This window comes from Massilia sp. 05N420 (assembly GCF_056397205.1).
The window spans coordinates 70705-94566 of sequence record NZ_JBFTMX010000006.1 but is presented as its reverse complement, the minus strand read 5'-3'; the positions used below and the strand labels follow the sequence as shown (position 1 = coordinate 94566).

The 23862-nt window shown below is 65.7% G+C and carries 29 protein-coding genes; 22 read left to right on the top strand and 7 right to left on the bottom strand.

What is annotated here, in order from left to right:
* The first annotated feature begins 1 nt into the window (after nucleotide 1).
* The 14 genes from nuoI (at nucleotide 2) to AC1DIX_RS05150 (ending at nucleotide 11865) form a co-directional block, all read left to right on the top strand.
* Nucleotides 2-490, top strand: coding sequence for an NADH-quinone oxidoreductase subunit NuoI (gene nuoI / locus AC1DIX_RS05215; protein WP_442121785.1), 489 nt, complete (start codon nucleotides 2-4; stop codon nucleotides 488-490).
* Between the two features lie 34 nt (nucleotides 491-524).
* Complete coding sequence (locus tag AC1DIX_RS05210) at nucleotides 525-1178, top strand: NADH-quinone oxidoreductase subunit J (RefSeq protein ID WP_442121784.1); 654 nt, start codon at nucleotides 525-527, stop codon at nucleotides 1176-1178.
* On the top strand, nucleotides 1175-1483 hold the full coding sequence (gene nuoK / locus AC1DIX_RS05205) for an NADH-quinone oxidoreductase subunit NuoK (protein WP_036168632.1): 309 nt from the start codon (nucleotides 1175-1177) through the stop codon (nucleotides 1481-1483). The genes AC1DIX_RS05210 and nuoK overlap by 4 nt, the downstream gene beginning before the upstream one ends.
* 50 nt (nucleotides 1484-1533) lie before the next feature.
* Nucleotides 1534-3654: an NADH-quinone oxidoreductase subunit L gene (gene nuoL / locus AC1DIX_RS05200; RefSeq protein WP_442121783.1), complete on the top strand. Its 2121-nt coding sequence runs from the start codon at nucleotides 1534-1536 to the stop codon at nucleotides 3652-3654.
* A 17-nt stretch (nucleotides 3655-3671) separates the two neighbouring features.
* The gene (locus AC1DIX_RS05195) at nucleotides 3672-5180 is read left to right on the top strand and encodes an NADH-quinone oxidoreductase subunit M (RefSeq protein ID WP_442121782.1); all 1509 of its coding nucleotides are present in this window, start codon (nucleotides 3672-3674) and stop codon (nucleotides 5178-5180) included.
* A gap of 27 nt (nucleotides 5181-5207) precedes the next feature.
* Complete coding sequence (nuoN, locus tag AC1DIX_RS05190) at nucleotides 5208-6725, top strand: NADH-quinone oxidoreductase subunit NuoN (RefSeq protein WP_477322534.1); 1518 nt, start codon at nucleotides 5208-5210, stop codon at nucleotides 6723-6725.
* Nucleotides 6726-6731: 6 nt separating this feature from the next.
* Complete coding sequence (locus AC1DIX_RS05185; RefSeq protein ID WP_442121780.1) at nucleotides 6732-7052, top strand: DUF2818 family protein; 321 nt, start codon at nucleotides 6732-6734, stop codon at nucleotides 7050-7052.
* Between the two features lie 59 nt (nucleotides 7053-7111).
* The gene (locus AC1DIX_RS05180; protein WP_442121779.1) at nucleotides 7112-7669 is read left to right on the top strand and encodes an NUDIX domain-containing protein; all 558 of its coding nucleotides are present in this window, start codon (nucleotides 7112-7114) and stop codon (nucleotides 7667-7669) included.
* Between the two features lies 1 nt (nucleotide 7670).
* On the top strand, nucleotides 7671-8411 hold the full coding sequence (locus tag AC1DIX_RS05175; RefSeq protein WP_477322532.1) for a hypothetical protein: 741 nt from the start codon (nucleotides 7671-7673) through the stop codon (nucleotides 8409-8411).
* Nucleotides 8412-9116: a 2-C-methyl-D-erythritol 4-phosphate cytidylyltransferase gene (gene ispD / locus AC1DIX_RS05170; protein ID WP_442121777.1), complete on the top strand. Its 705-nt coding sequence runs from the start codon at nucleotides 8412-8414 to the stop codon at nucleotides 9114-9116. It begins immediately after the preceding gene.
* Nucleotides 9117-9121: 5 nt separating this feature from the next.
* Nucleotides 9122-9628 (top strand): 2-C-methyl-D-erythritol 2,4-cyclodiphosphate synthase, encoded by a 507-nt coding sequence (ispF, locus tag AC1DIX_RS05165; RefSeq protein WP_442121776.1) that lies wholly within the window; start codon nucleotides 9122-9124, stop codon nucleotides 9626-9628.
* Between the two features lie 187 nt (nucleotides 9629-9815).
* Nucleotides 9816-11057 (top strand): MFS transporter, encoded by a 1242-nt coding sequence (locus AC1DIX_RS05160; protein WP_477322530.1) that lies wholly within the window; start codon nucleotides 9816-9818, stop codon nucleotides 11055-11057.
* A gap of 1 nt (nucleotide 11058) precedes the next feature.
* Entirely contained in the window at nucleotides 11059-11367 is a 309-nt protein-coding gene (locus AC1DIX_RS05155; protein ID WP_477322528.1) for a hypothetical protein, read from the top strand.
* Nucleotides 11368-11463: 96 nt separating this feature from the next.
* Nucleotides 11464-11865: a tellurite resistance TerB family protein gene (locus AC1DIX_RS05150; protein WP_442121773.1), complete on the top strand. Its 402-nt coding sequence runs from the start codon at nucleotides 11464-11466 to the stop codon at nucleotides 11863-11865.
* Here the strand turns inward: AC1DIX_RS05150 and AC1DIX_RS05145 are convergent.
* A complete protein-coding gene (locus tag AC1DIX_RS05145) occupies nucleotides 11828-12196 on the bottom strand; it encodes a hypothetical protein (RefSeq protein WP_477322526.1) in 369 nt (122 codons plus the stop codon). The genes AC1DIX_RS05150 and AC1DIX_RS05145 overlap by 38 nt on opposite strands.
* Nucleotides 12197-12219: 23 nt before the next feature.
* Between AC1DIX_RS05145 and AC1DIX_RS05140 the strand changes: the two genes are divergently transcribed.
* The 4 genes from AC1DIX_RS05140 (at nucleotide 12220) to AC1DIX_RS05125 (ending at nucleotide 14875) form a co-directional block, all read left to right on the top strand.
* Nucleotides 12220-12774: an NADPH-dependent FMN reductase gene (locus AC1DIX_RS05140; protein ID WP_442121771.1), complete on the top strand. Its 555-nt coding sequence runs from the start codon at nucleotides 12220-12222 to the stop codon at nucleotides 12772-12774.
* A complete protein-coding gene (locus AC1DIX_RS05135; RefSeq protein ID WP_477322524.1) occupies nucleotides 12764-13198 on the top strand; it encodes a VOC family protein in 435 nt (144 codons plus the stop codon). The genes AC1DIX_RS05140 and AC1DIX_RS05135 overlap by 11 nt, the downstream gene beginning before the upstream one ends.
* Nucleotides 13195-14121 carry an ion transporter gene (locus AC1DIX_RS05130; protein WP_477322522.1) on the top strand — a complete coding sequence of 309 codons (927 nt, stop codon included), beginning with the start codon at nucleotides 13195-13197 and terminating at the stop codon, nucleotides 14119-14121. Before AC1DIX_RS05135 ends, AC1DIX_RS05130 begins: the two co-directional genes overlap by 4 nt.
* Before the next feature lie 154 nt (nucleotides 14122-14275).
* Complete coding sequence (locus AC1DIX_RS05125; RefSeq protein WP_477322520.1) at nucleotides 14276-14875, top strand: phasin family protein; 600 nt, start codon at nucleotides 14276-14278, stop codon at nucleotides 14873-14875.
* A 6-nt stretch (nucleotides 14876-14881) separates the two neighbouring features.
* On the opposite strand, the gene AC1DIX_RS05120 is transcribed toward AC1DIX_RS05125, so the two are convergent.
* The 5 genes from AC1DIX_RS05120 to ribA all read right to left on the bottom strand — a co-directional run bounded on the left by AC1DIX_RS05120 (nucleotide 14882) and on the right by ribA (nucleotide 19888).
* The gene (locus AC1DIX_RS05120; RefSeq protein ID WP_477322518.1) at nucleotides 14882-15616 is read right to left on the bottom strand and encodes a LytR/AlgR family response regulator transcription factor; all 735 of its coding nucleotides are present in this window, start codon (nucleotides 15614-15616) and stop codon (nucleotides 14882-14884) included.
* Between the two features lie 7 nt (nucleotides 15617-15623).
* Nucleotides 15624-16679 (bottom strand): sensor histidine kinase, encoded by a 1056-nt coding sequence (locus tag AC1DIX_RS05115; protein ID WP_477322516.1) that lies wholly within the window; start codon nucleotides 16677-16679, stop codon nucleotides 15624-15626.
* Nucleotides 16680-16731: 52 nt separating this feature from the next.
* The gene (locus tag AC1DIX_RS05110) at nucleotides 16732-17700 is read right to left on the bottom strand and encodes an FHA domain-containing protein (protein WP_477322514.1); all 969 of its coding nucleotides are present in this window, start codon (nucleotides 17698-17700) and stop codon (nucleotides 16732-16734) included.
* On the bottom strand, nucleotides 17697-19130 hold the full coding sequence (locus tag AC1DIX_RS05105; RefSeq protein ID WP_477322512.1) for a S1 family peptidase: 1434 nt from the start codon (nucleotides 19128-19130) through the stop codon (nucleotides 17697-17699). The genes AC1DIX_RS05110 and AC1DIX_RS05105 overlap by 4 nt, the downstream gene beginning before the upstream one ends.
* A gap of 110 nt (nucleotides 19131-19240) precedes the next feature.
* Nucleotides 19241-19888, bottom strand: coding sequence for a GTP cyclohydrolase II (gene ribA / locus AC1DIX_RS05100; RefSeq protein WP_442121765.1), 648 nt, complete (start codon nucleotides 19886-19888; stop codon nucleotides 19241-19243).
* 165 nt (nucleotides 19889-20053) lie between these two features.
* Between ribA and AC1DIX_RS05095 the strand changes: the two genes are divergently transcribed.
* From AC1DIX_RS05095 to AC1DIX_RS05085, 3 genes are read left to right on the top strand one after another with little or no spacing between them, the layout of a single operon-like run.
* Nucleotides 20054-22345 carry a sensor histidine kinase gene (locus AC1DIX_RS05095; RefSeq protein ID WP_477322508.1) on the top strand — a complete coding sequence of 764 codons (2292 nt, stop codon included), beginning with the start codon at nucleotides 20054-20056 and terminating at the stop codon, nucleotides 22343-22345.
* Nucleotides 22346-22374: 29 nt separating this feature from the next.
* The gene (locus AC1DIX_RS05090; protein WP_477322505.1) at nucleotides 22375-22548 is read left to right on the top strand and encodes a hypothetical protein; all 174 of its coding nucleotides are present in this window, start codon (nucleotides 22375-22377) and stop codon (nucleotides 22546-22548) included.
* Entirely contained in the window at nucleotides 22535-23110 is a 576-nt protein-coding gene (locus tag AC1DIX_RS05085; protein WP_477322503.1) for a putative glycolipid-binding domain-containing protein, read from the top strand. The genes AC1DIX_RS05090 and AC1DIX_RS05085 overlap by 14 nt, the downstream gene beginning before the upstream one ends.
* Here AC1DIX_RS05085 and AC1DIX_RS05080 read toward each other — a convergent pair.
* Complete coding sequence (locus AC1DIX_RS05080; RefSeq protein ID WP_477322500.1) at nucleotides 23087-23764, bottom strand: NUDIX hydrolase; 678 nt, start codon at nucleotides 23762-23764, stop codon at nucleotides 23087-23089. The genes AC1DIX_RS05085 and AC1DIX_RS05080 overlap by 24 nt on opposite strands.
* On the opposite strand from AC1DIX_RS05080, the gene AC1DIX_RS05075 reads away from it, so the two are divergent.
* On the top strand, nucleotides 23691-23861 hold the full coding sequence (locus tag AC1DIX_RS05075; protein WP_477322498.1) for an ATP-dependent Clp protease proteolytic subunit: 171 nt from the start codon (nucleotides 23691-23693) through the stop codon (nucleotides 23859-23861). The two genes, AC1DIX_RS05080 and AC1DIX_RS05075, sit on opposite strands and share 74 nt — an antisense overlap.
* Nucleotide 23862 lies beyond the last annotated feature (1 nt).

Below are 23862 nucleotides of genomic sequence, written 5' to 3'. Positions count from 1 at the left end.
AATGACTCGAGTAAAAGACTTTTTCGGCAGCCTGATGCTGTCCGAACTGATCAAGGGCCTGGCGCTGACCGGAAAATACGCGTTTTCGCGCAAGATCACGGTGCAGTACCCGGAAGAAAAGACCCCGATCTCGCCGCGATTCCGCGGCCTGCACGCGCTGCGCCGCTACCCCAACGGGGAAGAGCGCTGCATCGCCTGCAAGCTGTGCGAAGCGGTGTGCCCGGCAATGGCGATCACGATCGAATCGGCGCAGCGCGAAGACGGCACCCGCCGCACCACGCGCTACGACATCGACCTGACCAAGTGCATCTTCTGCGGCTTCTGCGAAGAATCCTGCCCGGTCGATTCGATCGTCGAAACCCAGGTGCTGGAATACCACGGCGAAAAGCGTGGCGACCTGTACTACACCAAGGAAATGCTCCTGGCCGTGGGTGACCGCTACGAGAACGACATCGCCGCCGCACGTGCCGCTGATGCCAAATATCGTTAATCGCGCTAATAACAAGAGGGCTCCTGCGTAAGTCATGGAATTCACAACTGTTCTTTTCTACGTGTTCTCGGCGATCATGGTCATCGCCGGGTTGCGCGTCATTACCGCCAAGAACCCGGTTCACGCCGCGCTGTTCCTGGTGCTCGCGTTCTTCAACGCTGCCGGCATCTGGATGCTGCTGAAGGCCGAGTTCCTGGCCATCGTGCTGGTGCTGGTCTATGTCGGCGCCGTCATGGTGCTGTTCCTGTTCGTCGTCATGATGCTCGACATTAACGTCGACCGCATGCGCGAAGGCTTCTGGGGCTACCTGCCCCTGGCCTCGGGCATCGGCGCGCTGGTCGTGYTGGAGATGGCGGCCGTCCTGTGGCGCGGCTTCCTGGGCACTTCGGAAGCGCCGGCTGAAAGCGCCGTCGGCCACATCGGCGGCACCAAGGAATTGGGCAAGCTGATCTATACCCAGTACATCTACGGTTTCGAGATCGCCGGCCTGATCCTGCTGGTCGCGATCATCGCCGCCGTGGCGCTGACCCTGCGCAAGCGCAAGGACACCAAGGCCATCGACCCGGCCCTGGCCGTCAGCGTCAAGCGTAACGACCGTCTGCGCATCATCAAGATGCAGACGGTGAACCAGAAGGCGATCGATGCAGCCGCAGTGGCCGCCGCAGAAGCCAAGAAGGAGGCTCCATGACTCTGTCGCTCGCTCACTACCTGATCCTCGGCGCGATCCTGTTCGCGATCTCGGTGGTCGGTATTTTCCTGAACCGGAAGAACATCATCATCCTGCTGATGGCCATCGAACTGATGCTGCTGGCAGTGAACCTGAACTTCGTCGCCTTCTCGCATTATCTGGGAGACGCGGCAGGCCAGATCTTCGTGTTCTTCATCCTGACTGTCGCGGCCGCCGAATCGGCGATCGGCCTGGCGATCCTGGTGGTCCTGTTCCGTAACCTGGACACGATCAACGTGGAAGACCTCGACAGCCTGAAGGGCTAAGCGGTTTGGTCTGTGAACTCCTCGATAAACAAGACATAAGGCTATAGAAAATGACGGGGCCAATTAACCCTAACCTCTTGCTGGCGGTGCCACTCGCACCGCTCGCGGGCTCGGCGATCGCCGGCCTGCTGGGCACCAAGTTCTTCGGGAACGTGGTCGGTCGCAAGGTGTCGCATACCGCGACCATCGCCGGCGTGTTCATCGCCATGGTCATCTCGATCATGACCCTGATGGACGTGCTCGGCGGCGCGACCTTTAACGGCGACGTCTACACCTGGATGACCATCGGCAGCATGAAGATGACGGTCGGTTTCCAGATCGACGCGCTGTCGGCAATGATGATGTGCGTGGTGACCTCGGTGTCGCTGATGGTCCACATCTACACGATCGGCTACATGGCCGAGGACGAAGGCTACAACCGCTTCTTCTCGTACATCTCGCTGTTCACCTTCTCGATGCTGATGCTGGTCATGTCGAACAACTTCCTGCAGCTGTTCTTCGGCTGGGAAGCGGTGGGCCTGGTCTCGTATCTGCTGATCGGCTTCTGGTACACCCGTCCGACCGCCATCTTCGCGAACATGAAGGCCTTCCTGGTCAACCGCGTCGGTGACTTCGGCTTCATCCTCGGCATCGGCCTGCTGCTGGCCGCCACCGGCACCATGAACTACGGCGAAACCTTCGCCAAGGCCCACGACCTGGCCGGCATGACCGTGCCCGGCCTCGGCTGGCCGCTGCTGACCGCCGCCTGCATCTGCCTGTTCATCGGCGCGATGGGCAAGTCGGCGCAGTTCCCGCTGCACGTCTGGCTGCCGGACTCGATGGAAGGCCCGACCCCGATCTCGGCGCTGATCCACGCCGCCACCATGGTTACCGCCGGTATCTTCATGGTGTCGCGCATGTCGCCGCTGTTCGAGCTGTCGGACACCGCGCTGTCCTTCATCATCGTCATCGGTTCGATCACCGCGCTGTTCATGGGCTTCCTGGGCATCATCCAGAACGACATCAAGCGCGTCGTYGCCTATTCCACGCTGTCCCAGCTGGGTTACATGACCGTCGCCCTGGGCGTGTCGGCCTATAACGTGGCCGTGTTCCACCTGATGACCCACGCCTTCTTCAAGGCCCTGCTGTTCCTCGGCGCCGGTTCGGTCATCATCGGCATGCACCACGACCAGGACATGCGCAACATGGGCGGCCTGCGCAAGTACATGCCGATCACCTGGATCACCTCGCTGCTCGGTTCGCTGGCCCTGATCGGTACCCCGTTCTTCGCCGGTTTCTATTCGAAGGACTCGATCATCGAGGCCGTGCACGAGTCCCACCTGTGGGGTTCGGGCTTCGCCTACTTCGCGGTCATCGCCGGCGTGTTCATCACCGCCTTCTACTCCTTCCGCATGTACTTCCTGGTGTTCCACGGCGAAGAACGTTTCGGCAAGGCCCATGCGCATGACCACCATGACGACCATGCGCATCATGCAAGCAACCAGGGCGACGAGGGCAAGGACCCGACCGCCCTGCACGAAGCCACCGCCCACCACGAAGAGGACGAGGACGACGATCACGGCCACCACGGCCTGGCCCCGGGCCAGAAGCCGCACGAGTCGCCGCTGGTGGTGACCCTGCCGCTGATCCTGCTGGCGATCCCGTCGGTCATCATCGGTTTCTTCGCGATCAAGCCGATGCTGTACGGCGGCTTCTTCGACAAGGTCATCACGATCAACGCCGAGCGTCACCCGGCGATGGAAAAGCTGGCCGAAGAATTCCACGGCCCGCTGCAGATGGCCCTGCACGGCTTCACCGCGCTGCCGTTCTGGCTGGCACTGGCCGGCGTCGTTGCCGCCTACTACTGCTACATGATCAATCCGCGCGTACCGGCCTGGTTCTACAACAAGCTGCGCCCGCTCCACACCCTGCTGGACAACAAGTACTACATGGACAAGTTCAACGAGGTGGTGTTCGCCGGTGGCGCCCGCGGCGTTGGCAAGGCCTTGTGGCAGGTGGGTGACCGCGTGCTGATCGACGGCCTGGTCGTCAACGGTTCCGCCAAGCTGGTGGGCTGGTTCTCGACCGTCGTCCGCACGTTCCAGACTGGTTATATCTACCACTACGCGTTCGTGATGATCCTGGGCGTGCTGGGTACGCTGCTGTACTTCTTCCCGTTCTGGCGCGCTTAAACAGAGAGAAAAACAAGATGCAGTCCACGATTTCCACATTTCCTCCGTACCTGAGCCTGTCGGTCTGGCTACCGATCATCTTCGGCATGATCGTGCTGGCCGTCGGCCGTGACAGCAAGGCGGGCTTCACCCGCGTGCTGTCGCTGATCGGCGCGGTGGTCAGCTTCCTGCCGACCATCCCGCTGATGTCGAGCTTCAGCAATACCGCCCACGGTCCCCAGTTCGTCGAGAAGGCGGCCTGGATCGAGCGCTTCAACATCCATTACTACCTGGGTATCGACGGCCTGAGCCTCTGGTTCGTGCCGCTGACCGCCTTCATCACCATCATCGTCGTCATCTCCGCATGGCAGGTGATCGAGGAACGCGTGGCCCAGTACATGGGTTCCTTCCTGATGCTGTCGGGCCTGATGATCGGCGTGTTCGTCTCGCTGGACGGCCTGCTGTTCTACTTCTTCTTCGAAGCCACCCTGATCCCGATGTACATCATCATCGGCGTGTTCGGCGGCCCGAACCGTGTGTACGCGGCATTCAAGTTCTTCCTGTACACCTTCATGGGTTCGCTGCTGACCCTGATCGCGATCATCTACCTGTACAACAAGTCGGGCGGTTCGTTCGACATCCTGGCATGGCACCAGTTACCGCTGGACATGAAGGAACAGGTCCTGATCTTCCTGGCCTTCCTGATGGCCTTCGCCGTCAAGGTGCCGATGTTCCCGGTCCACACCTGGCTGCCCGACGCCCACGTGGAAGCGCCGACCGGCGGTTCCGTGGTGCTGGCCGCGATCATGCTGAAGCTGGGCGGCTACGGCTTCCTGCGGTTCTCGCTGCCGATCGCACCGGACGCCTCGCACTACCTGGCGCCCCTGATCATCGTGCTGTCGCTGACCGCCGTGATCTACATCGGCCTGGTCGCCATGGTCCAGAAGGACATGAAGAAGCTGGTCGCTTACTCGTCGATCGCCCACATGGGCTTCGTCACCCTCGGCTTCTTCATCTTCAACGAGATCGGCGTGCAGGGCGGTATCGTGCAGATGATCTCGCACGGCTTCGTATCGGGCGCCATGTTCCTGTGCATCGGCGTGCTGTACGACCGCATGCACTCGCGTGAAATCGCCGACTACGGCGGCGTCGTGAACCGCATGCCGAAGTTCGCCGCTTTCTCGGTCCTGTTCGCGATGGCCAACTGCGGCCTGCCGGCAACCTCGGGCTTCGTGGGCGAATTCATGGTCATCCTGGGCGCCGTGAAGTTCAACTTCTGGACCGGCCTGCTGGCCGCCACCGCCCTGATCCTGGGCGCAGCCTACTCGCTGTGGATGGTCAAGCGCGTCGTGTTCGGCAAGATCGGCAACAAGCATGTGGCCGAACTGACCGACCTGAACGGCCGTGAGTTCTTCATGCTGGGCGTGCTGGCGATCCTGACCATCTACATGGGCCTGTATCCGGCGCCGTTCACCGATTCGCTGCAAGTGTCGGTGGCCGACCTGCTGCAGCACGTCTCGGTCAGCAAGCTGCCGCCGTTGCACTAAGCAGGAAACTACAACGATATGAATCCGATGATTAACAACACTGTATCGGTGGCGTCCATCAACATGGCGCCGCTCGCCGCGGAAATCTTCCTGGTGATTGCCGCCTGTGCGATCCTCCTGATCGACATGTTCCTGAAGGAAGGGAAGCGCAACCTGACCTATATCCTGTCGCTGCTCACCCTGGTGGGCTGCGCGGCGATCACCTGGACCGACTTCAGCGCCGGCACCACGACCTACACCTTCTTCAACATGTTCGTGTCGGATCCGATGGCGAACCTGCTGAAGCTGTTCACCTACCTGGCCGTCGGCATCACCCTGGTGTACTCGCGCCAGTACACCGGCGACCGCGGCATGATGTCCGGTAACATGGGCGGCGAGTTCTACGTGCTCGCGCTGTTCACCATGCTGGGCCAGATGATCATGATCTCCGGCAACAACATGCTGCCGATCTACCTGGGCCTGGAAATGATGTCGCTGTCGCTGTACGCCCTGGTGGCACTGCGCCGCGACCATGCGACCTCGACCGAAGCCGCGATGAAGTACTTCATCCTGGGTTCGCTGGCCTCGGGCTTCATGCTCTACGGTATCTCGATGGTCTACGGTGCCACCGGTTCGCTGGACATCACCACCATCGCCAAGCTGACCGCCGCCGGCGCCGCCAACCACACCATCCTGGTGTTCGGCCTGGTCTTCATCGTTGCCGGCATGGCCTTCAAGCTGGGCGCCGTTCCCTTCCACATGTGGGTGCCGGACGTCTACCAGGGCTCGCCGACCGCCGTGACCCTGCTGCTGGGCGCCGCACCGAAGCTGGCCTCGTTCGCGATGATGATCCGTATCCTGGTCGAAGGCCTGCTGCCGATGGCGGTCGACTGGCAGCAGATGCTGCTGGTGCTGGCCGTGCTGTCGCTGGCCGTGGGTAACCTGACCGCGATCGCCCAGACCAACATCAAGCGCATGCTGGCCTACTCGACCATTGCCCAGCTCGGCTTCGTGCTGCTGGCCATGATGGCCGGCGTTACCGGCGGCAAGGATGCGATCAACGCCGCCAACGCGGCCCCGGCCTACAGCGCCGCCATGTACTACAGCATCACCTACGTGCTGACCACCCTGGGCAGCTTCGGCCTGGTGATGATGCTGGCGCGCTCGGGCTTCGAAGCGGAAGAAATCGCCGACTTCAAGGGCCTGGCCAAGCGCAGCCCGTGGTACGCCGTCATCATGACCCTGCTGATGTTCTCGCTGGCCGGCGTGCCGCCGATGATGGGCTTCATGGCCAAGTGGGCAGTCCTGCAGTCGGTCGTGGCCACCGGCCAGTACTGGCTGGCGATCGTCGCGGTGATGTTCTCGCTGATCGGCGCCTTCTACTACCTGCGCGTCGTCAAGACCATCTGGTTCGACGAGGTGGTGGATGCTTCGCCGATCTCGACCCCGCTCGACATGCGCGTGGCCCTGTCGCTGAACGGCGTGCTGGTGGTGCTGCTGGGCGTGATGCCGAACGGCCTGCTGAGCGCCTGCCTCAACGCCATGACCCAGACCCTGGGTTCGTAAGCGCCTGTGGACCTGTCCCTGGCAACCTGGTTGGTGATCGCGGTCGCGATCGCGTTCGCCAACCTGCCTTTCCTGAACGAGAGCGTGTTCGGCTTCATTCCCCTGAAGCCCGCGCAGGGCAGGGCGCACACGAAGTTCTTCGTCGTGCGCCTTCTCGAGTTGTTTGTCTTATACTTCGTCGTCGGCGGACTCGCCCATGTGCTGGAATCCCGGATCGGCAATACCTTTCCGCAAACCTGGGAATTCTATGCCATCTCGGCCTGCATGTTCGTCGTGCTGGCGTTTCCCGGTTTCGTGCTGAGATACCTGCGCAAGCGCCGGCATTGAGCACCCGCGTCCATGGCGCCGGTGCTGTTGAAAACCTACGCATCACCGGAGCATCAACCATGGATTCCCACCTGAGAGAAACCCGCATCGATGGCGAGCTCGCCTACGATGGCCACTTCCTCAAAGTCTCCCGCGACCGCATCAGGCTGCCCGACGGCTCGGAAAGCAAGCGCGAGTTCATCCGCCATCCCGGCGCCGTCGTGATCCTGCCGTTGCTGGCCGACGGCCGCGTGCTGCTGGAGCGCCAGTACCGCTACCCGAACGACCGCGTCTTCATCGAATTCCCGGCCGGGAAGATCGACCCGGGCGAACTTCCTCTGGCCACCGCCAGGCGCGAACTCGAAGAAGAGACCGGTTACACGGCCACCGAGTGGAATTTCGTCTGCACCATCCACAACGCGATCGCCTATTCCGACGAGCACCTCGAGATCTTCCTGGCGCGCGGCCTGAGCGCGGGCGAGGCCAAGCTGGACGAGGGCGAATTCCTCGAACTCTTCACCGCCACCATTCCCGAGCTGCTCGAGATGGTGCGCAAGGGCGAGATCACGGACGTGAAAACCATCATCGGTACCTTCTGGCTGGAGAAGTACGCCGCCGGCACCTGGACACCTTCCTGAGATGCCGAGACTGGCGCCGTGCCTGCCGCTGTGCCTGCCGTTGCTGATCCTGTTCGCGGCCGCCGACGCGGCGGCGCGCACGCCTTTCGAGGCGCGCTGCGAAGCCCGGCAACTGGGGCTGGACAGCGAAGTGCGGCGCCCCGGCGTCAGCGTCGAGGCCCACGACAACGGCTACCGCGTCGACAGCAGCCTGTCCTACCGCAGCCTCACCCGGATCAAGCCGGAACGCGTGGGCGACTACGTGCTGGGCCTGACCCGCGCCGAGTCGCGGGTGGCGATCAGCGTCGAGGGCGCCATCGTCAGCGACCCGGATACCGGCGAGGAATGCCTGCTGCCCCAGGTCGGCGTGAGCCTGTCCTATCTGCCGATCGTGATCTATGTGGGCAGCGAGTTCGCCCCGGGCACTTGTGCATATCGCGAGATACTTGCGCACGAGATGCGCCATCTCAAGGCCTACGTCGATTACCTGCCGAAAGTGGAAAGCAGGGTGCGCGAGGCGCTGGGGCGGCGTTTCGACGGCCGTCCCGTGTATGCCTTGCACGGCCAGGCCCTGGCCCGCGTGCAGGCCGAACTGGACGGGCGCTGGATGCCCTTCATCAAGCGCGAAATGGGCAAGGCCAGGGCGCTGCAGGCAGGTATCGACAGTCCGCGCGAGTACGCGCGTCTCAGCAAAGTTTGCCAAGGTGAGGTACAGTCTCTTATTGGATCGACAAGACGATCGCCTTCATCAACAAGCTCATAAATGAATCAAGCACCACGTTACTTTGCCTTAATTCCTGCCGCGGGCGTCGGTGCCCGCATGGGCGCGGGCAGCCCCAAGCAGTACATCAAGATCGGCGGCAAGCCGATGCTGCGGCATACCCTCGACGCCTTTCTGTCGAGTGACCTGATCGCACACACCTTCGTCGTGGTGAGCCCGGACGACCCCTGCATCGACGCGGTGGCCCCGAGCCATGGCGTGACCGTCCTGCGCTGCGGCGGCGCGAGCCGCATGGAATCGGTGCGCAACGGGCTGGCCGTGCTGGCCAACACCCTGGCGCCGACCGACTGGGTGCTGGTGCATGACGCCGCCCGCCCGGGACTGACCGCCGAGCTGATCGAGAAGCTGATCACGGCTACCGGCGACCACCCGGTCGGCGGCCTGCTGGGCCTGCCGGTGGTCGACACCGTCAAGCGCTGCATCGAAGGCGAAGCCTGCGGCACCATTCCGCGCAACGGCCTGTGGCTGGCCCAGACCCCGCAGATGTTCCGTTTCCAGCTGCTGCGCGAAGCGCTGACGGCGGCTACCGACCCGAATACGATTACCGATGACGCCAGTGCGGTTGAAGCGCTGGGATTGACCCCCAAGTTGGTCGAAGGGCATCCCCGCAACCTGAAAGTGACGCTGCCGGACGATATCCGGATTGCCGAGCTGTACCTGGCAGTGTCCCAACCTGAACTCGTGTGAACACCATGGCTCTTGCATCGTATAACCCAACTCCGCCGTTCCGTATCGGGACCGGCTATGACTGCCACGCCCTGGTCGAGGGGCGCAAGCTGATCGTCGGCGGCGTCACCATCCCGCACCGCCTCGGCCTGCTGGGCCATTCGGATGCCGACGTGCTGCTGCACGCGATCATCGATTCCCTGCTGGGCGCCGCCGCCCTCGGCGACATCGGCAAGCACTTCCCGGACACCGATCCGATGTTCGCCGGCGCCGACTCGCGCACCCTGCTGCGCGAAGTGGCCTCGCGCGTGCTCGCCACCGGCTATACCATCGGCAACATCGACGCCACCATCATCGCCCAGCAGCCGAAGATGGCGCCGCACATCCCGCAGATGGTCTCGCGCATCGCCGAGGACCTGGGCGTCTCGCCGCAACAGGTCAACATCAAGGCCAAGACCAACGAGAAGCTCGGATTCCTGGGGCGGGAAGAGGGAATGGCCGCGCAGGCTACGGCTTTGCTGGTCAAGGTCTGACTCGTCGCTTTCGCGCACCCCTGCGTCGTCCCCGCGCAGGCGGGGACCCAAGTTTGCCGGCGKTTCGATAGCTCAAGCAGAACATGGGCTCCCCGCCTTCGCGGGGCGACGGTTTTGGGGCATCCCTCTGCAGCTTCCCGCACTCCATGCGACACTGTCGAACACAAACGACAACAAGGGAGCCAAGATGACCAGCCAGACCCCGATGACGCCACGCGCCGCGTGGCTGCTCATCCTGTCCGCCAGTGCGATCCTGATGATCACGATGGCGGCGCGCCTGACCACCGGTCTCTTCCTTTCGCCGATCAATACCTCCACCGGCCTCGGCGTCGCCTCGATCAGCCTGGCGATGGCGGTCGGCCAGTTCATGTGGGGCGCTTCGCAGCCGATCTTCGGCGCCGTGGCCGACAAATGGGGGCCGGCGCGCGTGATCGTGCTGGGCGGCGTGATGCTGGCCGCCGGCCTGGCCGCCACCCCCTTCGTCTCCTCGCAGTGGGGCCTGATGCTGACCCTCGGCGTGCTGTCGGCGGCCGGGGCGGGCGCCGGCAGCTTCTCGATCCTGATCGGCGCCACCGCCCAGCGCCTGCCGCCCGAGCGCCGGCCCTTCGCCGCCGGCTTCATCAATGCGGGCGGCTCCTTCGGCCAGTTCGTGTTCTCGCCGCTGGTGCAGCTCGTGATCCAGGCCAGCGGATGGGTCGTGGCGATGTTCGCGCTGGCCGCCACCACCTTGCTGACCATCCCGCTGGCCGCCCTCGTACGCGGGCGCGCGCCGGCGCCGGCCGCCAAAGCCGGCGCCGCCGTCGACGAGTATTCGCTGGGCCGCCAGGTGCGCGAAGCCATGCGCGACAAGAGCTACCTCTGCCTGCACGCCGGCTTCTTCACCTGCGGCTTCCACATCGCCTTCCTGGTCACCCACCTGCCGGGCGAGGTCGCCCTGTGCGGCCTGCCGGCCGGCGTGTCCGCCACCGCGCTGGGCCTGATCGGCCTGTTCAACATCGCCGGCTCGCTGGTTGCCGGGGCGCTCGGCCAGCGCTACCGCATGAAGTGGCTGCTGGCCGCGATCTATGGCGGACGTGCCGTCATCATCGGCCTCTACCTGCTGGCGCCGAAGACCGCGCTGACCTTCTACCTGTTCGCGGCGGCGCTCGGCTTCTCGTGGCTGGCGACGGTGCCGCCGACGGCCGGCCTGGTCGGCAAGCTGTTCGGCATGCGCTACCTGTCGACCCTGTTCGGCCTGACCCTGCTGTCGCACCAGATCGGCGGCTTCTTCGGCGCCTGGCTGGGCGGACTGGCCTTCGTGAAGTTCGGCGATTATTCCTGGATGTGGTACGCCGACATCCTGCTGGCGCTGGCCGCCGCCCTGGTCAACCTGCCGATCCGCGAGGCGGCCGTGCACAGCGCCGCCGCAGCGGCGGCGGCGAAAGCCTGAGGTGGCGCGCGATCCCTGGGCCTACCGCGAGGTTGCGGTCGAATCGGTGATGGACCCGCGCACCGGGATGCCGCATATCCGGCCGATGGCGGGACAGGCCTACGCGACCTCGATGCGCGTGCATTGCTCGCGCGCGCTGCGCGACCCGGAACTGTACCCGCTCGGGACCCGCTTCCTGATCCACGCCAAGCTGACCGACCGGATGGGCGGCGCGCCTTACCTGTACGCCCACCATGGCGATCCGGTGAAGGTGCTGACGGCGCGCGAAACCGAGTCCTTCCTTGACGAATATCGCCGCCGGCGGATTTGACTTCGAAAAAACCTGAATATATCTCAAGATTTCTTCGGTTTTAGTTTTGGGTGGAAGGCAGTAGTCTGTTGTCTCCACTATTCGAGGAGTTTCACAATGCGTTCCTATCCCACCGACAGTCCCAAGGCAATTTCCAGGCTGCTGGCGCTGACCATGATCGTCGACGGCCACCTGGCGCCCTCGGAACTGAAGGCCATGCACCGCTCGGGCATCCTGCAGCAGGTGGGCATCGCCGAGGACGATTTCGACGACGTGGTGCGCGACCTCTGCGAAGACCTGCTCGCGACCGCCGCCCGGCGCTGCAGCCAGGAAGTCGAGATCGACGTCCACCTGCTCGATGCCCTGCTGGGCGAACTCCAGGACACGACCTTGCGCATGGCGGTCATGAAGGCCATGCTCGACATCGTCCATGCGGACAGCGTGCTGGATACCCGCGAGACCTTGCTGATCGAGCGCGCGTTCAAGGTGTGGTCGGTGCCGCGCCTGCATGCCGCGTGAGCTGGTTACCTCGAAGGGCAAGCAATTTTCCTTTTGCATTATTCGAAAGGGCATAAGGACAGGACTTGAGCAGTATGCGCATCAGTTCGACACACCGGTCGGAAGTGCTGCCCTGCGATAATTGATAAACGCTGTCCCCTAATGCCAGCTCACCGGGAAGCTTCTCGGCTTTCTGAAGCTGCTGGAGCGCACAGGCATTCAATCCCGAGATCTGGAATTCGTTGAAATTGGCGGGTCGGCGCTCCTCGGCAAGCCCACGGTCTTTCCAGTAAACGCCAACGACGTGACCGCCCCGATGAAAAATCGCTACACTTGAAGTACTGACATCCATCCCGCAACCTCGAAAGGAATTTCATGGCAACGCGTAAGATCGCAGTTCTCGTCGGCAGCCTGCGCAAGGAATCGTTCACCCGCAAGCTCGCCAAAAGCCTGATGCTGGTAGCCCCGCCCACGCTGGAGCTGGAAATCGTCAACATCGCCCAGCTTCCGATGTACAACCAGGATGACGAGACCGACACGCCGCCGCCGCGCTGGACCGAGTTCCGCGACCGCATCCGCGAGGCCGACGGCGTGCTGTTCTGCACGCCCGAGTACAACCGTTCGCTGCCCGGGGTGCTCAAGAACGCCATCGACGTCGGCTCGCGCCCCTACGGCAAGGCGGCCTGGAACGGCAAGCCCTGCGCCGTGGTCAGCAATTCGCCGGGCGCAATGGGCGGCTTCGGCGCCAACCACGCCTTGCGCCAGTCCCTGGTCTTCCTCAACATGCCCTGCATGCAGCAGCCGGAGGCCTATATCGGCGGCATCGGCAACAAGTTCGACGGCGACAAGCTCACCGACGAATCGCTGCACGGCTTCCTGCAGCAGTTCATGGAATGCTTCGCCACCTGGGTCGAACGCCATGCCGACTGACATGGGAACCGGCGGCGCGATCAGGATCCGCGAGATCGACCACGTGGTGCTGCGCGTGGTCGACCTGGCGCGCATGCAGCGCTTCTACGGCGAGGTGCTCGGCTGCCGGGAAGTGCGGCGCCAGATTGATATCGGCCTGGTGCAGCTGCGCGCCGGCAGCGCCATGCTGGACCTGGTCCCGGTGGACGGCAAGCTGGGCCGCATGGGCGGCGCCGCGCCGGGGCGCGAAGGGCGCAACGTCGACCACATCTRCTTCCGCGTCGAGCCCTTCGACGAAGCCGCGATCCGCGCCCACCTGGCGGCGCACGGGGTCGAGGCCGGCCCCGTCGAATCGCGCTTCGGTGCCGAGGGGGAAGGCCCCTCGATCTACCTGCAAGACCCGGAAGGGAACATGATCGAGCTGAAGGGGCCGGCCACAAAGTGACGCCGGAACCGCGCGCCGACAAGCCCTACGTTTCGCAGGTTCCGGACTCCTACGGCAAGCCGCCGTCCGGCCTGCGGCGGCGCATGTTCGACGTCATCTTCGAGGCCGACACCCCGGCCGGGCGCCGCTTCGACATCGGACTGGTCTTCGCGATCATGCTCAGTATCCTGGCCGTGGTGCTGGACAGCGTGCCCGGCCTGCACCGCGAGTACGGCGAAACGCTGAACGTGGTCGAGTGGACCTTCACCCTGCTGTTCAGCGTCGAATACCTGGCGCGCCTCGCCTGCGTGCAGCGGCCCTGGCGCTATGCGGCCGGGTTCTACGGCGTGATCGACCTGCTGGCCGTGCTGCCGACCTATTTCTCGCTGCTGCTGCCGGGCAGCAATCTCTTCCTCGACATCCGCATCCTGCGCCTGCTGCGCGTCTTCCGCATCTTCAAGCTGACGCTCTACATCGAGGAGTACACGCGCCTGGGCGAGGCGCTGTCCGCCAGCCGCCGCAAGATCCTGGTCTTCCTGTCGGTGGTGCTGATGGCCATCCTGATCCTCGGCACCGTCATGTACGTGGTCGAGGGGCCGAAGAACGGCTATACCAGCATCCCGGTCGCGATGTACTGGGCCACCGTGACCATGACCACGGTCGGCTACGGCGACATCACGCCGCATACCCAGCTGGGCAAGGCGATCGCTTCCTTCATGATGCTGCTGGGCTGGGGCATCCTGGCGGTACCGACCGGCATCGTGACGGCCGAAATCTCGGCGCGCCGCGGCGACCGCAGGGTCGGGCCGGCACGTCTGCTGGCGACGCGCAAATGCGAGGCCTGCGGCAGTCGTGGCCACGAAGCGGGCGCCCGTTTCTGCAAGGATTGCGGCAGGGAGTTGCCGGCGTCCAAGCCCCAGGCGGGGCCGGGTTCGTCCTCCTGAATTCAAGTCCGGCACGTTTAATCTAGATCAAACTCGTGTACAGCCGCGTCTTTAGTCTTCTAGCTTCATGCCACGGACATGCGGCGATGCAGCAAAACCGCCGCCRTGGCCTTTCAGATTCTTCCAATCATTTATCCTGAAAGCGAGGCAAGGCATGTATCCATTTCCGCAAACCGTCGCCCCGGCAGTGAAGACCCACGTCGACGCCCAGACCGCATTCCTGAACGACATGTCGAAGTCGCTGTTCCGCTCCTTCCAGCAGATGTGCGACCTGAACATCCAGCTGATGCAGACCATGATCGAGGAAACCACGCTGGCCGGCAAGCACATGCTCAGCGCCGACCGCCAGACCGAGCTGCTGAGCGCCGCCGCCGCGCGCGCCCAGCCGGCCAGCGACAAGCTGCGCGCCTACCAGCAGCACATCACCCGCCTGGCGGCCGACGCCCAGGTGGACCTGGCAAGAGTGACCGAGCAGCACGTCCAGAATACCACCCGTACCGCACGGGCCCTGGCCGACGAGGTGGCGCGCGACGCCACCGAGCAGACCGAGCGCGGCCTGCGCGCCCAGCAGGAAACCGAGCGCCAGTTCTCCGATCCCTTCGCGCACGTGGGCAACGGCGCCGCTTCCTCGTCGCAATCGAGCGCCGGCGCGGGCACGCAGAGCGGTGCGGCCAATGCCCAGGGCAGCCCGCAGCAGACGCAGTCCGGCGGCCAGGGCGGCAGCCAGAGCCAGCGCGGCGCAACGACGCACTGAGCGGCATTACCTTCCGGTGCAAGCCCCAGTGACCGCGCCCAGCCTTTCCATCACGGCAGCGCGGTACTGGCGGCTGCAGGGCACGCGGGCGCCGCCGCGCAGCACCAGTTCGCAATCCCCCTTGTCGAGCGGGACCACCCGCTCGATCCACGCCAGCTGCACGGCGGCGCGCCGGTGGCAGCGCAGGAAGGCCGGTTCCAGCCGTTCCGCCAGTCCGGCCAGGGTCTGGCGCAGCAGTGGGCTGCCGGACGGCGTGTGCAGGGCCACGTAGTTGTCCGCGCTCTCGATCCAGCCGATCTCGGCCACCGGCACCACGCGCGTGGCGCCGCGTTCGGAAACCAGCAGCTGTTGCACTGGCAGGGCCGGCAAGGCCTGGGCCCCGGGTGCGGCGATGCGTTCCCGCAGGCGCTGTACGGCGCGCGCCAGGCGGGCCGCATCGTAGGGCTTGAGCAGGTAGTCGATGGCGCCGGCGTCGAAGGCGCGCAGTGCATACTCGTCGTAAGCGGTCACGAAGACGATGGCCGGCGCCGGTTCCGGCAGCGAGGCTGCCAGCTCGATGCCGGACAGCTCGGGCATGGCGATGTCGAGGAACAGGGCGTCCGGCCTGAAGGCTTCGATGCGTTCCAGCGCGTCGATGCCGTCCAGCGCTTCCTCGATCGCGGCGACGCCCGTTTCCTGCGCCAGCAGGCGGCGCAGCTTGTCGCGCGCGGGCTTTTCGTCGTCGACGATCAGAATTCGCATGTGAACCTCAGCATGGCACCCTCAGCTCGGCGCGCACGCCGCCACCGTCGCGGGCGGCCAGGTCCAGCGAGGCGCGCGTGCCGTACAGCGCCGCCAGGCGGGCCCGCAGGTTGGACAGGCCGATGCCGCCGCCCGCGCCGGCCGTGGCGCCGAGACGGCCGTCGTCGTCCACCCGCAGCACCATCGCATCCTGTTCGCGCTGGGCCGAGACCTCGATGCGGGTCAGGCCGCGGCGCTTTTCGACCGTGTGCTTGAACACGTTTTCCAGCAGCGGCTGCAGGCTCATCACGGGCAGCGGCTGGGCCAGCAGGGCATCGTCGATGCGCCAGCCGATCTCGACCCGGCCGGCAAAGCGCTCCGCCATCACGCCGGCATAGCTTTGCGCGATCGCCAGCTCGGCCCGCAGCGGCGCCTCGTGCGCCTCCCCCAGGGCGAGGGTGGCGCGCAGCATCTCGGCCAGTTGCTGGAGGGTGGCGTCGGCCTTGTCGACGTCGACGTGCATCAGCGAGGACACCGTGTTCAGCGCATTGAACAGGAAGTGGGGTTGCATCTGCTGGGCCAGGCGCTGCAGCTGGGCCTGCTGCTGGAGGGCGATTGCCCGCTGCGCGCGCAGCTCGGCTTCGACCAGGGCCAGGTAGGACTTGATGCCGAAGCGGACCGCCGTGAACAGGCCGGCGAAGATCGAGATCTTCATCGACTCGTAGACGAACAGGTGCGGCCATGAATCATGGTAGTAGGTAGTGCCCATCAGCGCATACACGGCGTGGCGGATGCCGAAGGCGAGCGGCGTGAAGACGATCCACCACACCGGCAGCCACAGCGCCTGGCGCGCGAACCAGCGACCGGGACTGYCGAGCAGCGCGTCGTCGCGGCGGCTGAAGCGCAGCTGCGCGAGTACCAGCACGGTCGCCACCAGTGCCGACGAACCCTCCCATAACACCGGCTTCCACAGCTCGGGGCTGTGTTCGTTGCGCTGGAAGTCCTGGACGGCCACCAGCACCATCAGGGTCCAGAACAGGACCCATACCAGGATGAAGACGAGATTGCGGCGAGGAATCTGCATGGCGAAATCATCTGCCATCCTTGCCTGATTGTCAAAATCCAGAATACTGGAATCAATTTTCCAGTTCATCCTCGCCCGGCTTGCGCCCGCGGCTGCGGTCGAGCGGCTCCTTCATGCCCTCGACCTCGCGCATGAATTCGTCGATGCCGTGGTCGCGGCTGACCCGCAGACCGGGCGGCATCAGCACCGCCATGTAGAGCTCGTCCGCCAGGCGTCCGGTGCGCTGCAGGTTGAAGGCCAGGATCAGGCCGGAGCCCAGCACCGCCAGGCCGGCGGCGATCCAGCGGTAGCGCAGGCGGTTCTGCGGCCTGACGGTGCAGAGGTGGAAATAGAGCATGCCGGCCACCAGCAGCGTCGCCGCGTGCGAGACATAGCGGGTGAAGAACTCGACCGAGAAGGCATAGGCGGCGGTGGCGCACAGCATCGCCACCAGGCTCAGCGCAGCCAGCCCGCAGCCGAACACGAACAGGTGGCGGCCCAGGCGCGCATGGCGTCCGAACAGGCGGTTGGCGAAGGACCACACGCCGGCCCACAGCAGGGCCGCGCCGACGCCCCATGCCAGGGCCTCGAAATAGCGCACGAACTCGAAATACTGCGTGTCGCTGAGCCAGCGCGCAAACAGGGCGCAGGCGCCGACCAGCAGGACGCCGGCCGTGCCGGGCAGCGCGCCTTCCCAGCGGTGGAAGGTGCGGTCCTCGAGCTCCGGCGCCACCGGAAAACTCGCCGCCCGCACCCGCAGCGAGGTATGGCCGATGCGCACCACGGTATCCCCGGACAGCACCACTTCCTGCAGCCGCTTGCCGCGATGATTCAGGCCGTTCCTGCTGCCGAGGTCGCGCAACACCAGGCGTCCGGCATTGTCCAGCTCGATGCGCGCGTGGCTGGCGGCCACATAGTCGTCGTCGAGAATCAGCTCGTTATCGTAGCCGCGGCCGATCCGGATCGGCAGGGCGTCCACGCAGTGGCGCTGCAGCACGTCGCCGTTGCGCGCCAGGGTCTCGATATACCAGGGGCCGCTCATCGCGCCAGCCTCCGGGGCTGGGTCCGTCCCAGCGAGGACAGGAAGGCGCGGGTGGCGCGCAGGCCGTTCTCGTAGGAGACGCCGGCCAGGTCGAGGCGGCTCTGCAGGCTGGCATGGCCGTCGTCGGTGCTGGCGGTGAGCAGGGTGAAGTTGTACAGGCCGGCAAACTTGCGGTAGGCGCGCACGCAGGTGACGGCGCGCAGCGGCAGGCTGGCCGTGTGCACGAACTGCTCGGTGCAGGACGGGCGGGTCAGGCGCACGTCGCGCGAGGCGCCGATGCGGTCGACCCGGAAGCGGGCGCTGGCCAGTGCCGCGAACTGCAGCGGATGCATGCCGGCCGAACGCAGGTAGAGGTGGGACATCGACACATGCCCGGTCTGCTGGGAATCGGAGACGTACACCGCCACCTCCATCGCGCAGCTGACGGAATCGCCGGTGAACTCGGCTTCGAGGCGGAAGTTGGTGCGCCCCCAGCAGCGCAGCTGCTGCGATTCGCGCACCGGCACGTGATAGGGCCCCATGGTCTTGATCGACAGCGGCTCGGCCAGCAGGCGGTCGATCATCTCGCGCTGGTGGGCCAGCAGCTGCTGGGCGATCAGCGGATTGAAGTCTTTCGGCGGGTGCGGCTGCGCGGCAACCTTGCGCAGCAGTTCCTGGGCGAAGCGTACCGGCACCAGGAAGCTGACCGACTCGCCGTCGCGGCGCTTCGAGACGTTGATCCCGGCCACGCTGCCGGACGCCGTCACGCTGGGACCGCCGCTCATGCCGGAGTTGATCGGCCCCGTGAAGATCAGCTGGTCGTAGAAGCTGCGCGTGACCACACCGTTATAGGCGCCTTCCGAGATCGCGAAGCCGAGGTCGAGAGGATTCCCCAGCGAGTACAGGTACTGGCCCTGGGTCAGCCTGACCGGACGGTCGGGCACCTGGAAGAAACCGGTGCCTTCGCGGTTCACGCGCACCACCGCGAGGTCGTGCAGCACGTCGACCGCCATCAGCTCGACCGGGCCGGTCCTGCCGTCGGTGTCGACGTATTCGCCGATGTAGACGTCGGGGTCGAGCGCCATTTGCGACACCACGTGGTAATTCGTCAGCACCAGCCTGCCGGTGCCGACCAGGAAGCCCGAGCCGACCGAGGACTGGCTGCGGCCGTTCTTCAGCAGCATGCGGATCTGCAGCAGGTCGGACTTGGCGGCCGAGTACAGGTCCTGGGCGGCGGTGGAGGGCGGCGGCAGGGCCGCGGTTTCGTCGGTTTCGCCGGGGAGGGGAGCGGGCGGCGTGGTGGCGGGCGGCGTGGCGGGAGGGATCACCAGCGGCGGCTGCGGCGCCTGCTTGCCGCCGGCGCCCGTCGAAGCGCTCTTCTGCGCGACAGGCGCGGCGCCGGCGATGGCGCAGAGCAGGCACAAGAGGGTGACAAGCGGGAGCGGGCGCATTCCATTCGTCGCTGGAAAGATGACTGGAGTTCATCTTGCCAGAAGATGCAGGAGGGTAGCGCTCGATGGTGCAACGCCATCCCCGCGAAGGCGGGGACGACGTCAAACACTTACAGCTCGCCGTCCAGCACCGGCTCGGCCGCAGGCGTCATCATATGCCCCAGCTTCGCCTGCTTGGTATTCAGGTAGTTGTTATTGAAAGCGTTGCGGTTCACCAGCAGCGGCACGCGTTCGGCGACGTCGAAGCCGAGCTTGGTCAGGGCGTCGATCTTGCGCGGGTTGTTGGTCATCAGGCGCACCGACCCGATGCCGAAGTGGGCCAGCATCGGCTGCACCAGCTCGTAGTTGCGGGCGTCGGCGTGGAAGCCCAGCTGCAGGTTGGCTTCGACGGTGTCGGCGCCGGCTTCCTGCAGGCGGTAGGCGCGGATCTTGTTCACCAGGCCAATGCCGCGGCCTTCCTGGCGCAGGTAGAGCAGGATGCCGCGGCCTTCGGCGGCGATCTTCTTCAGCGCGCCTTCGAGCTGGGCGCCGCAGTCGCAGCGCTGCGAGAACATCACGTCGCCGGTCAGGCACTCCGAGTGGATGCGCATCAGCGGCGCCTCATTCGTGGACAGGTCGCCCAGCGTCATCGCCAGGTGTTCCTTGCCGGTGGCATGCTCGACGAAGGCGTGCAGCGTGAACTGCGCCCACGGCGTCGGCAGGGTGCACGACGTGACGTAGTCGACGAGGTTGGACGAAGCGGCGGCGTTGTCTTGCATGACTGGTTCCTGAGACGTAGGCAATGATTTCTGCAACAGTAAACCCGAAGTTTACCGGAAATCCGACATGGCCGTGTGGCGCCCGGTGTTTACCCACGTTCACACTGTGTCCGTAGGGCATCATCGTGTGCTACGCTGGCGGCGGCCTTTTCCTCGATGATCCCGATGCCGTCCTCACGCTCCTTTCCCCGCAATCTGCTGCCGCGCCGCCTGGGTGCCTGGCTGGCGCTCGCCTTCACCCTGCTGACCGTTGCCCTGTCCGTGCTGCTCGTCACCGTCATCGAGCGCAGGAATACCGAACAGGTCAAGTCCAACATCGGCCACAGCCTGGCCGAGCTGGCGCTGCAGACCTCCGACAAGCTCGAGCGCGGCATGTACGAACGCTATCGCGAAGTGCACCTGATGGCGCAGCGCCGCGGCCTGCGTCCGGAGACCCCGGTGAAGCGGCGCCGCGAAACCCTCGACCAGTTGCAGGGCAGCTACGGCTACTACAGCTGGATCGGCGTGGCCGGCATGGACGGCAGGGTACAGGTGGCGGCCAGGGGCCTGCTGGAAGGCGCGGACGTGTCGAAGCGCCCGTGGTTCGGCAGCGCCCTGAAGGGCGTGCACGCCGGCGACGTGCACGAGGCGGTGCTGCTGGCCAAGTTCCTGCCGCAGCAGCAGGAACCCTGGCGCTTCGTCGACGTCGCCTTCCTGGTACGGGACGATGCCGGCCGCGCAGAGGGCGTGCTGGGCGTGCACCTGTCCTGGCAATGGGCGCGCGACGTCGAGCGCTCGGTGATCGCGCCGATCGCCGCGCGGCGCCAGGTCGAGGCCCTGATCGTCGATGCCAAGGGCGTGGTCCTGCTCGGCCCCGCGGGCTTGCAGGGCAAGACCCTGTCGCTGGCCAGCCTGAAGTCGGCGCAGACGCAGAAGGAGGACGGCTACCTGGTCGAGAAGTGGCCGGACGGCGTCTCCTACCTGGTCGGCTTCGCGCGCGGCCACGGCTATGCCGAATATCCCGGCCTCGGCTGGACCGTGCTGGTGCGCCAGAACGTCGACGACGCCTACGCGCCGGTACGCCGGCTGAGCGAATACGGCCTCACCGCCGGCATCCTGCTGGCGGGCCTGTGCTCGATCGCCGGCGTGCTGGTGGCGCGCCGCATCACCCGCCCGCTGGACGAACTGGCGCGTTCGGCGCGCGGCATCCGCGAGGGCGAGCCGGTGACCATCAGCCCGGGCCGCGGCGGCTACGAGGAAGTCGAGACCCTGTCCGGCACCCTGAACGCGCTGGTGGCCGACCTGGTCCGGCGGCGCGGCGAGCTGGAGGACCTGAACGCGACCCTCGAACTGCGGGTCGAACAGCGCACCCGAGAACTTGAGCAGGCCCTGAGCACGGTGCGCGCCAGCCAGCAGCGCATCGTGAACATCATCGAGACCGCCCAGGACGCCTTCATCAGCGTCGATCTCGACGGCCGCATCACCGACTGGAACTCCGCCGCCAGGGACATGCTGGGCCGGACCCGCCAGGAAGCCGTCGGCCGGATGCTGGTCGACCTGGCGATCCCGGAACGCCATCGCGCCAGCGCGCTGCGGGCCCTCCAGCATTTCCGCGAGACCGGCGAGCTCGCGCTGCTCGGCCACCGCGTCGAGCGCAACCTGGTGCGGCGCGACGGCGCCGAGATCACGGCCGAGATGACGGTGGGCCTGGTCGGGACCGGCGAGGGCGTGTTCTTCAGCGTGTTCCTGCACGACGTCTCGGAGCGCAAGCAGATCGAGCGCATGAAGAACGAGTTCATCTCCACCGTCTCGCACGAGCTGCGCACGCCGCTGACCGCGATCAGCGCCTCGCTGTCGCTGCTGAAGGACGGCATGGCCGGTGAGCTGCCGGCGGATGCGCAAGGCCTGGTCGGCGTCGCCTGCGCCAGTTCCGAGCGCCTGGTGCGCCTGATCGGCGACGTGCTCGACATCCAGAAGATGGAAGCGGGGCAGATGGACTACCGCTTCGAAGCGCAGCAGGTGGCGCCGGTGGTGGAGGGCGCGGTGGCGGCAATGGACAGCTTCGCGTCCCAGGCCGGCGTGCGGCTGGCCGTCGAGGCGGCGGGCGATGCGCAGGACCTGCGCGCGAAGGTCGACCGTGACCGCTTCACCCAGGTGCTGACCAATCTGCTGTCCAATGCGATCAAGTTTTCCGCGCCGGGCAGCGAGGTGCTGACCCGCCTGGAACGCGATGGCGGGATGCTGAAGATCGCCGTGACCGACCATGGGGCCGGCATTCCGGAAGCCTTCCGCGAGCGCATCTTCCAGCGCTTCGCCCAGGCCGATTCGGCCGACTCGCGCCAGAAGGGCGGCACCGGGCTGGGGCTGAACATCTGCAAGACCATCGTCGAGGAACACGGCGGGCGCATCCGCTTCGAGAGCGTGGAAGGCGAGGGGACCAGTTTCTTTGTCGAGCTGCCGGCTTTAACGACGGCTTAAGTGTTCGAGCCTTGCGTTCGTGTTAAGTTGTGATCCAGCCCATTGTCGACGAGTCCGACRCCATGATCCTCGACCTTCTCTTCCAGGCAGGTGCCGAAGTCGCGCTGAACGTCGCCGCGCGGCGCAGCAGGGCCGTGCGCAGCTCGCTCATCGCCGCAAGCGTGCTGGTGGTGGCGGTGACCCTCGCCTATGCGCTCGCCTGAGCCGCCCCGGGTAGTCCGCTGGAAGGCCGTCGAGGGCCACGGCCTGGAACACCTGCTGCTGCGCGCGGACGAGCGCGGTGTGAGCGCGGACGGCATGATCATTGGGGAGCGCTTCGGCGGGCGTTTCGGCGAACCCTACGCCGTGCGCTACAGCATCCTCTGCGATGCCGCTTGGCGCGTGCGCAGGCTGAGCGTGGACAGCATCGACGGCGGCGGACTGGTCCTGCTGGGCGACGGGCAGGGCCGCTGGACCGATGGCGCCGGCCAGCCGCTTGAAGCACTCGACGGCGCCATCGATGTCGACCTGACCGCCAGCTGCTTCACCAATACCTTGCCCTTGCGCCGCCTCGGCAGGGCGCTGGCCGGGCGCACGGTCATCGAGGTGGCGTATGTGCATATTCCCACGCTGGACTGTGCGCCGGCGCGGCAGGCCTATACCCGCATCGCGCCGGGCCGTGTCCTGTACGAAGGAATCGGCAGCGACTTCCAGGCCGAACTGGATGTGGACGAGGAGGATCTCGTCCTGCGCTATCCCGGCCTATTCGACCGTATCGAGGCCTAGGCGACCGCCGAGCCTTCGCCGGTACAGGGGCAGCACGTGATCGCGGGTCAGTGGGGCGAGTTCGAGAGCCGTCGCGGAATCGGCATCGACCCAGACCGCCTCTTCGATCTCGGCCGCGGGCACGACCGGAGGGTCCACCCGGATCTCATACAGCTCGCAGCACACTTCGAAGCCCGGCTCGTTCGCGGCCGGCGCACTGAACCGGCCAAGAAAGCGCGCCTGCGCGATATCGGCATCGATATCCAGCTCTTCCTTCAACTCCCTGCCGAGCGCGTCTTCGGGACGCTCATCCGCTTCGATCTTCCCGCCGGGCTGCATGAAGGCGGCGGTGCCGCGCTTGCGCACCAAGAGCGTTTTTCCTTCGGCGTTCAGGAGCAGGGCGGCGGCAATATGGAGGCGTCTGGTCATGGCGGTTTCGGCGGATGTAAGCGGCCGCATATTGTAATGGACGCCGCTGTCGGGGACCCAGGCCGCCCGCGCCTGCGCATAGGAGGCGTCGTTGGCAGGCGCTTCGCGCACGGACACCGGCTGCTCCGCCGCCAGCAGGCTCGCCATCGCCGGCAGATCCCGGCCGTTGATCGTGGCCTGGAAGCGGCGCCGCGGGCGGTCGATCGACTGGTCCTGCACGACGTCCTCGGCAGGCCAGCCGTGCAAGCGGATCGAAAAGGACTCCGACCGCGACAATTACATGGCGACCAGCCAGGGCGTGGCATATGGACTGATCGACCGCGTACTCAATTGCCGCGCCTGAG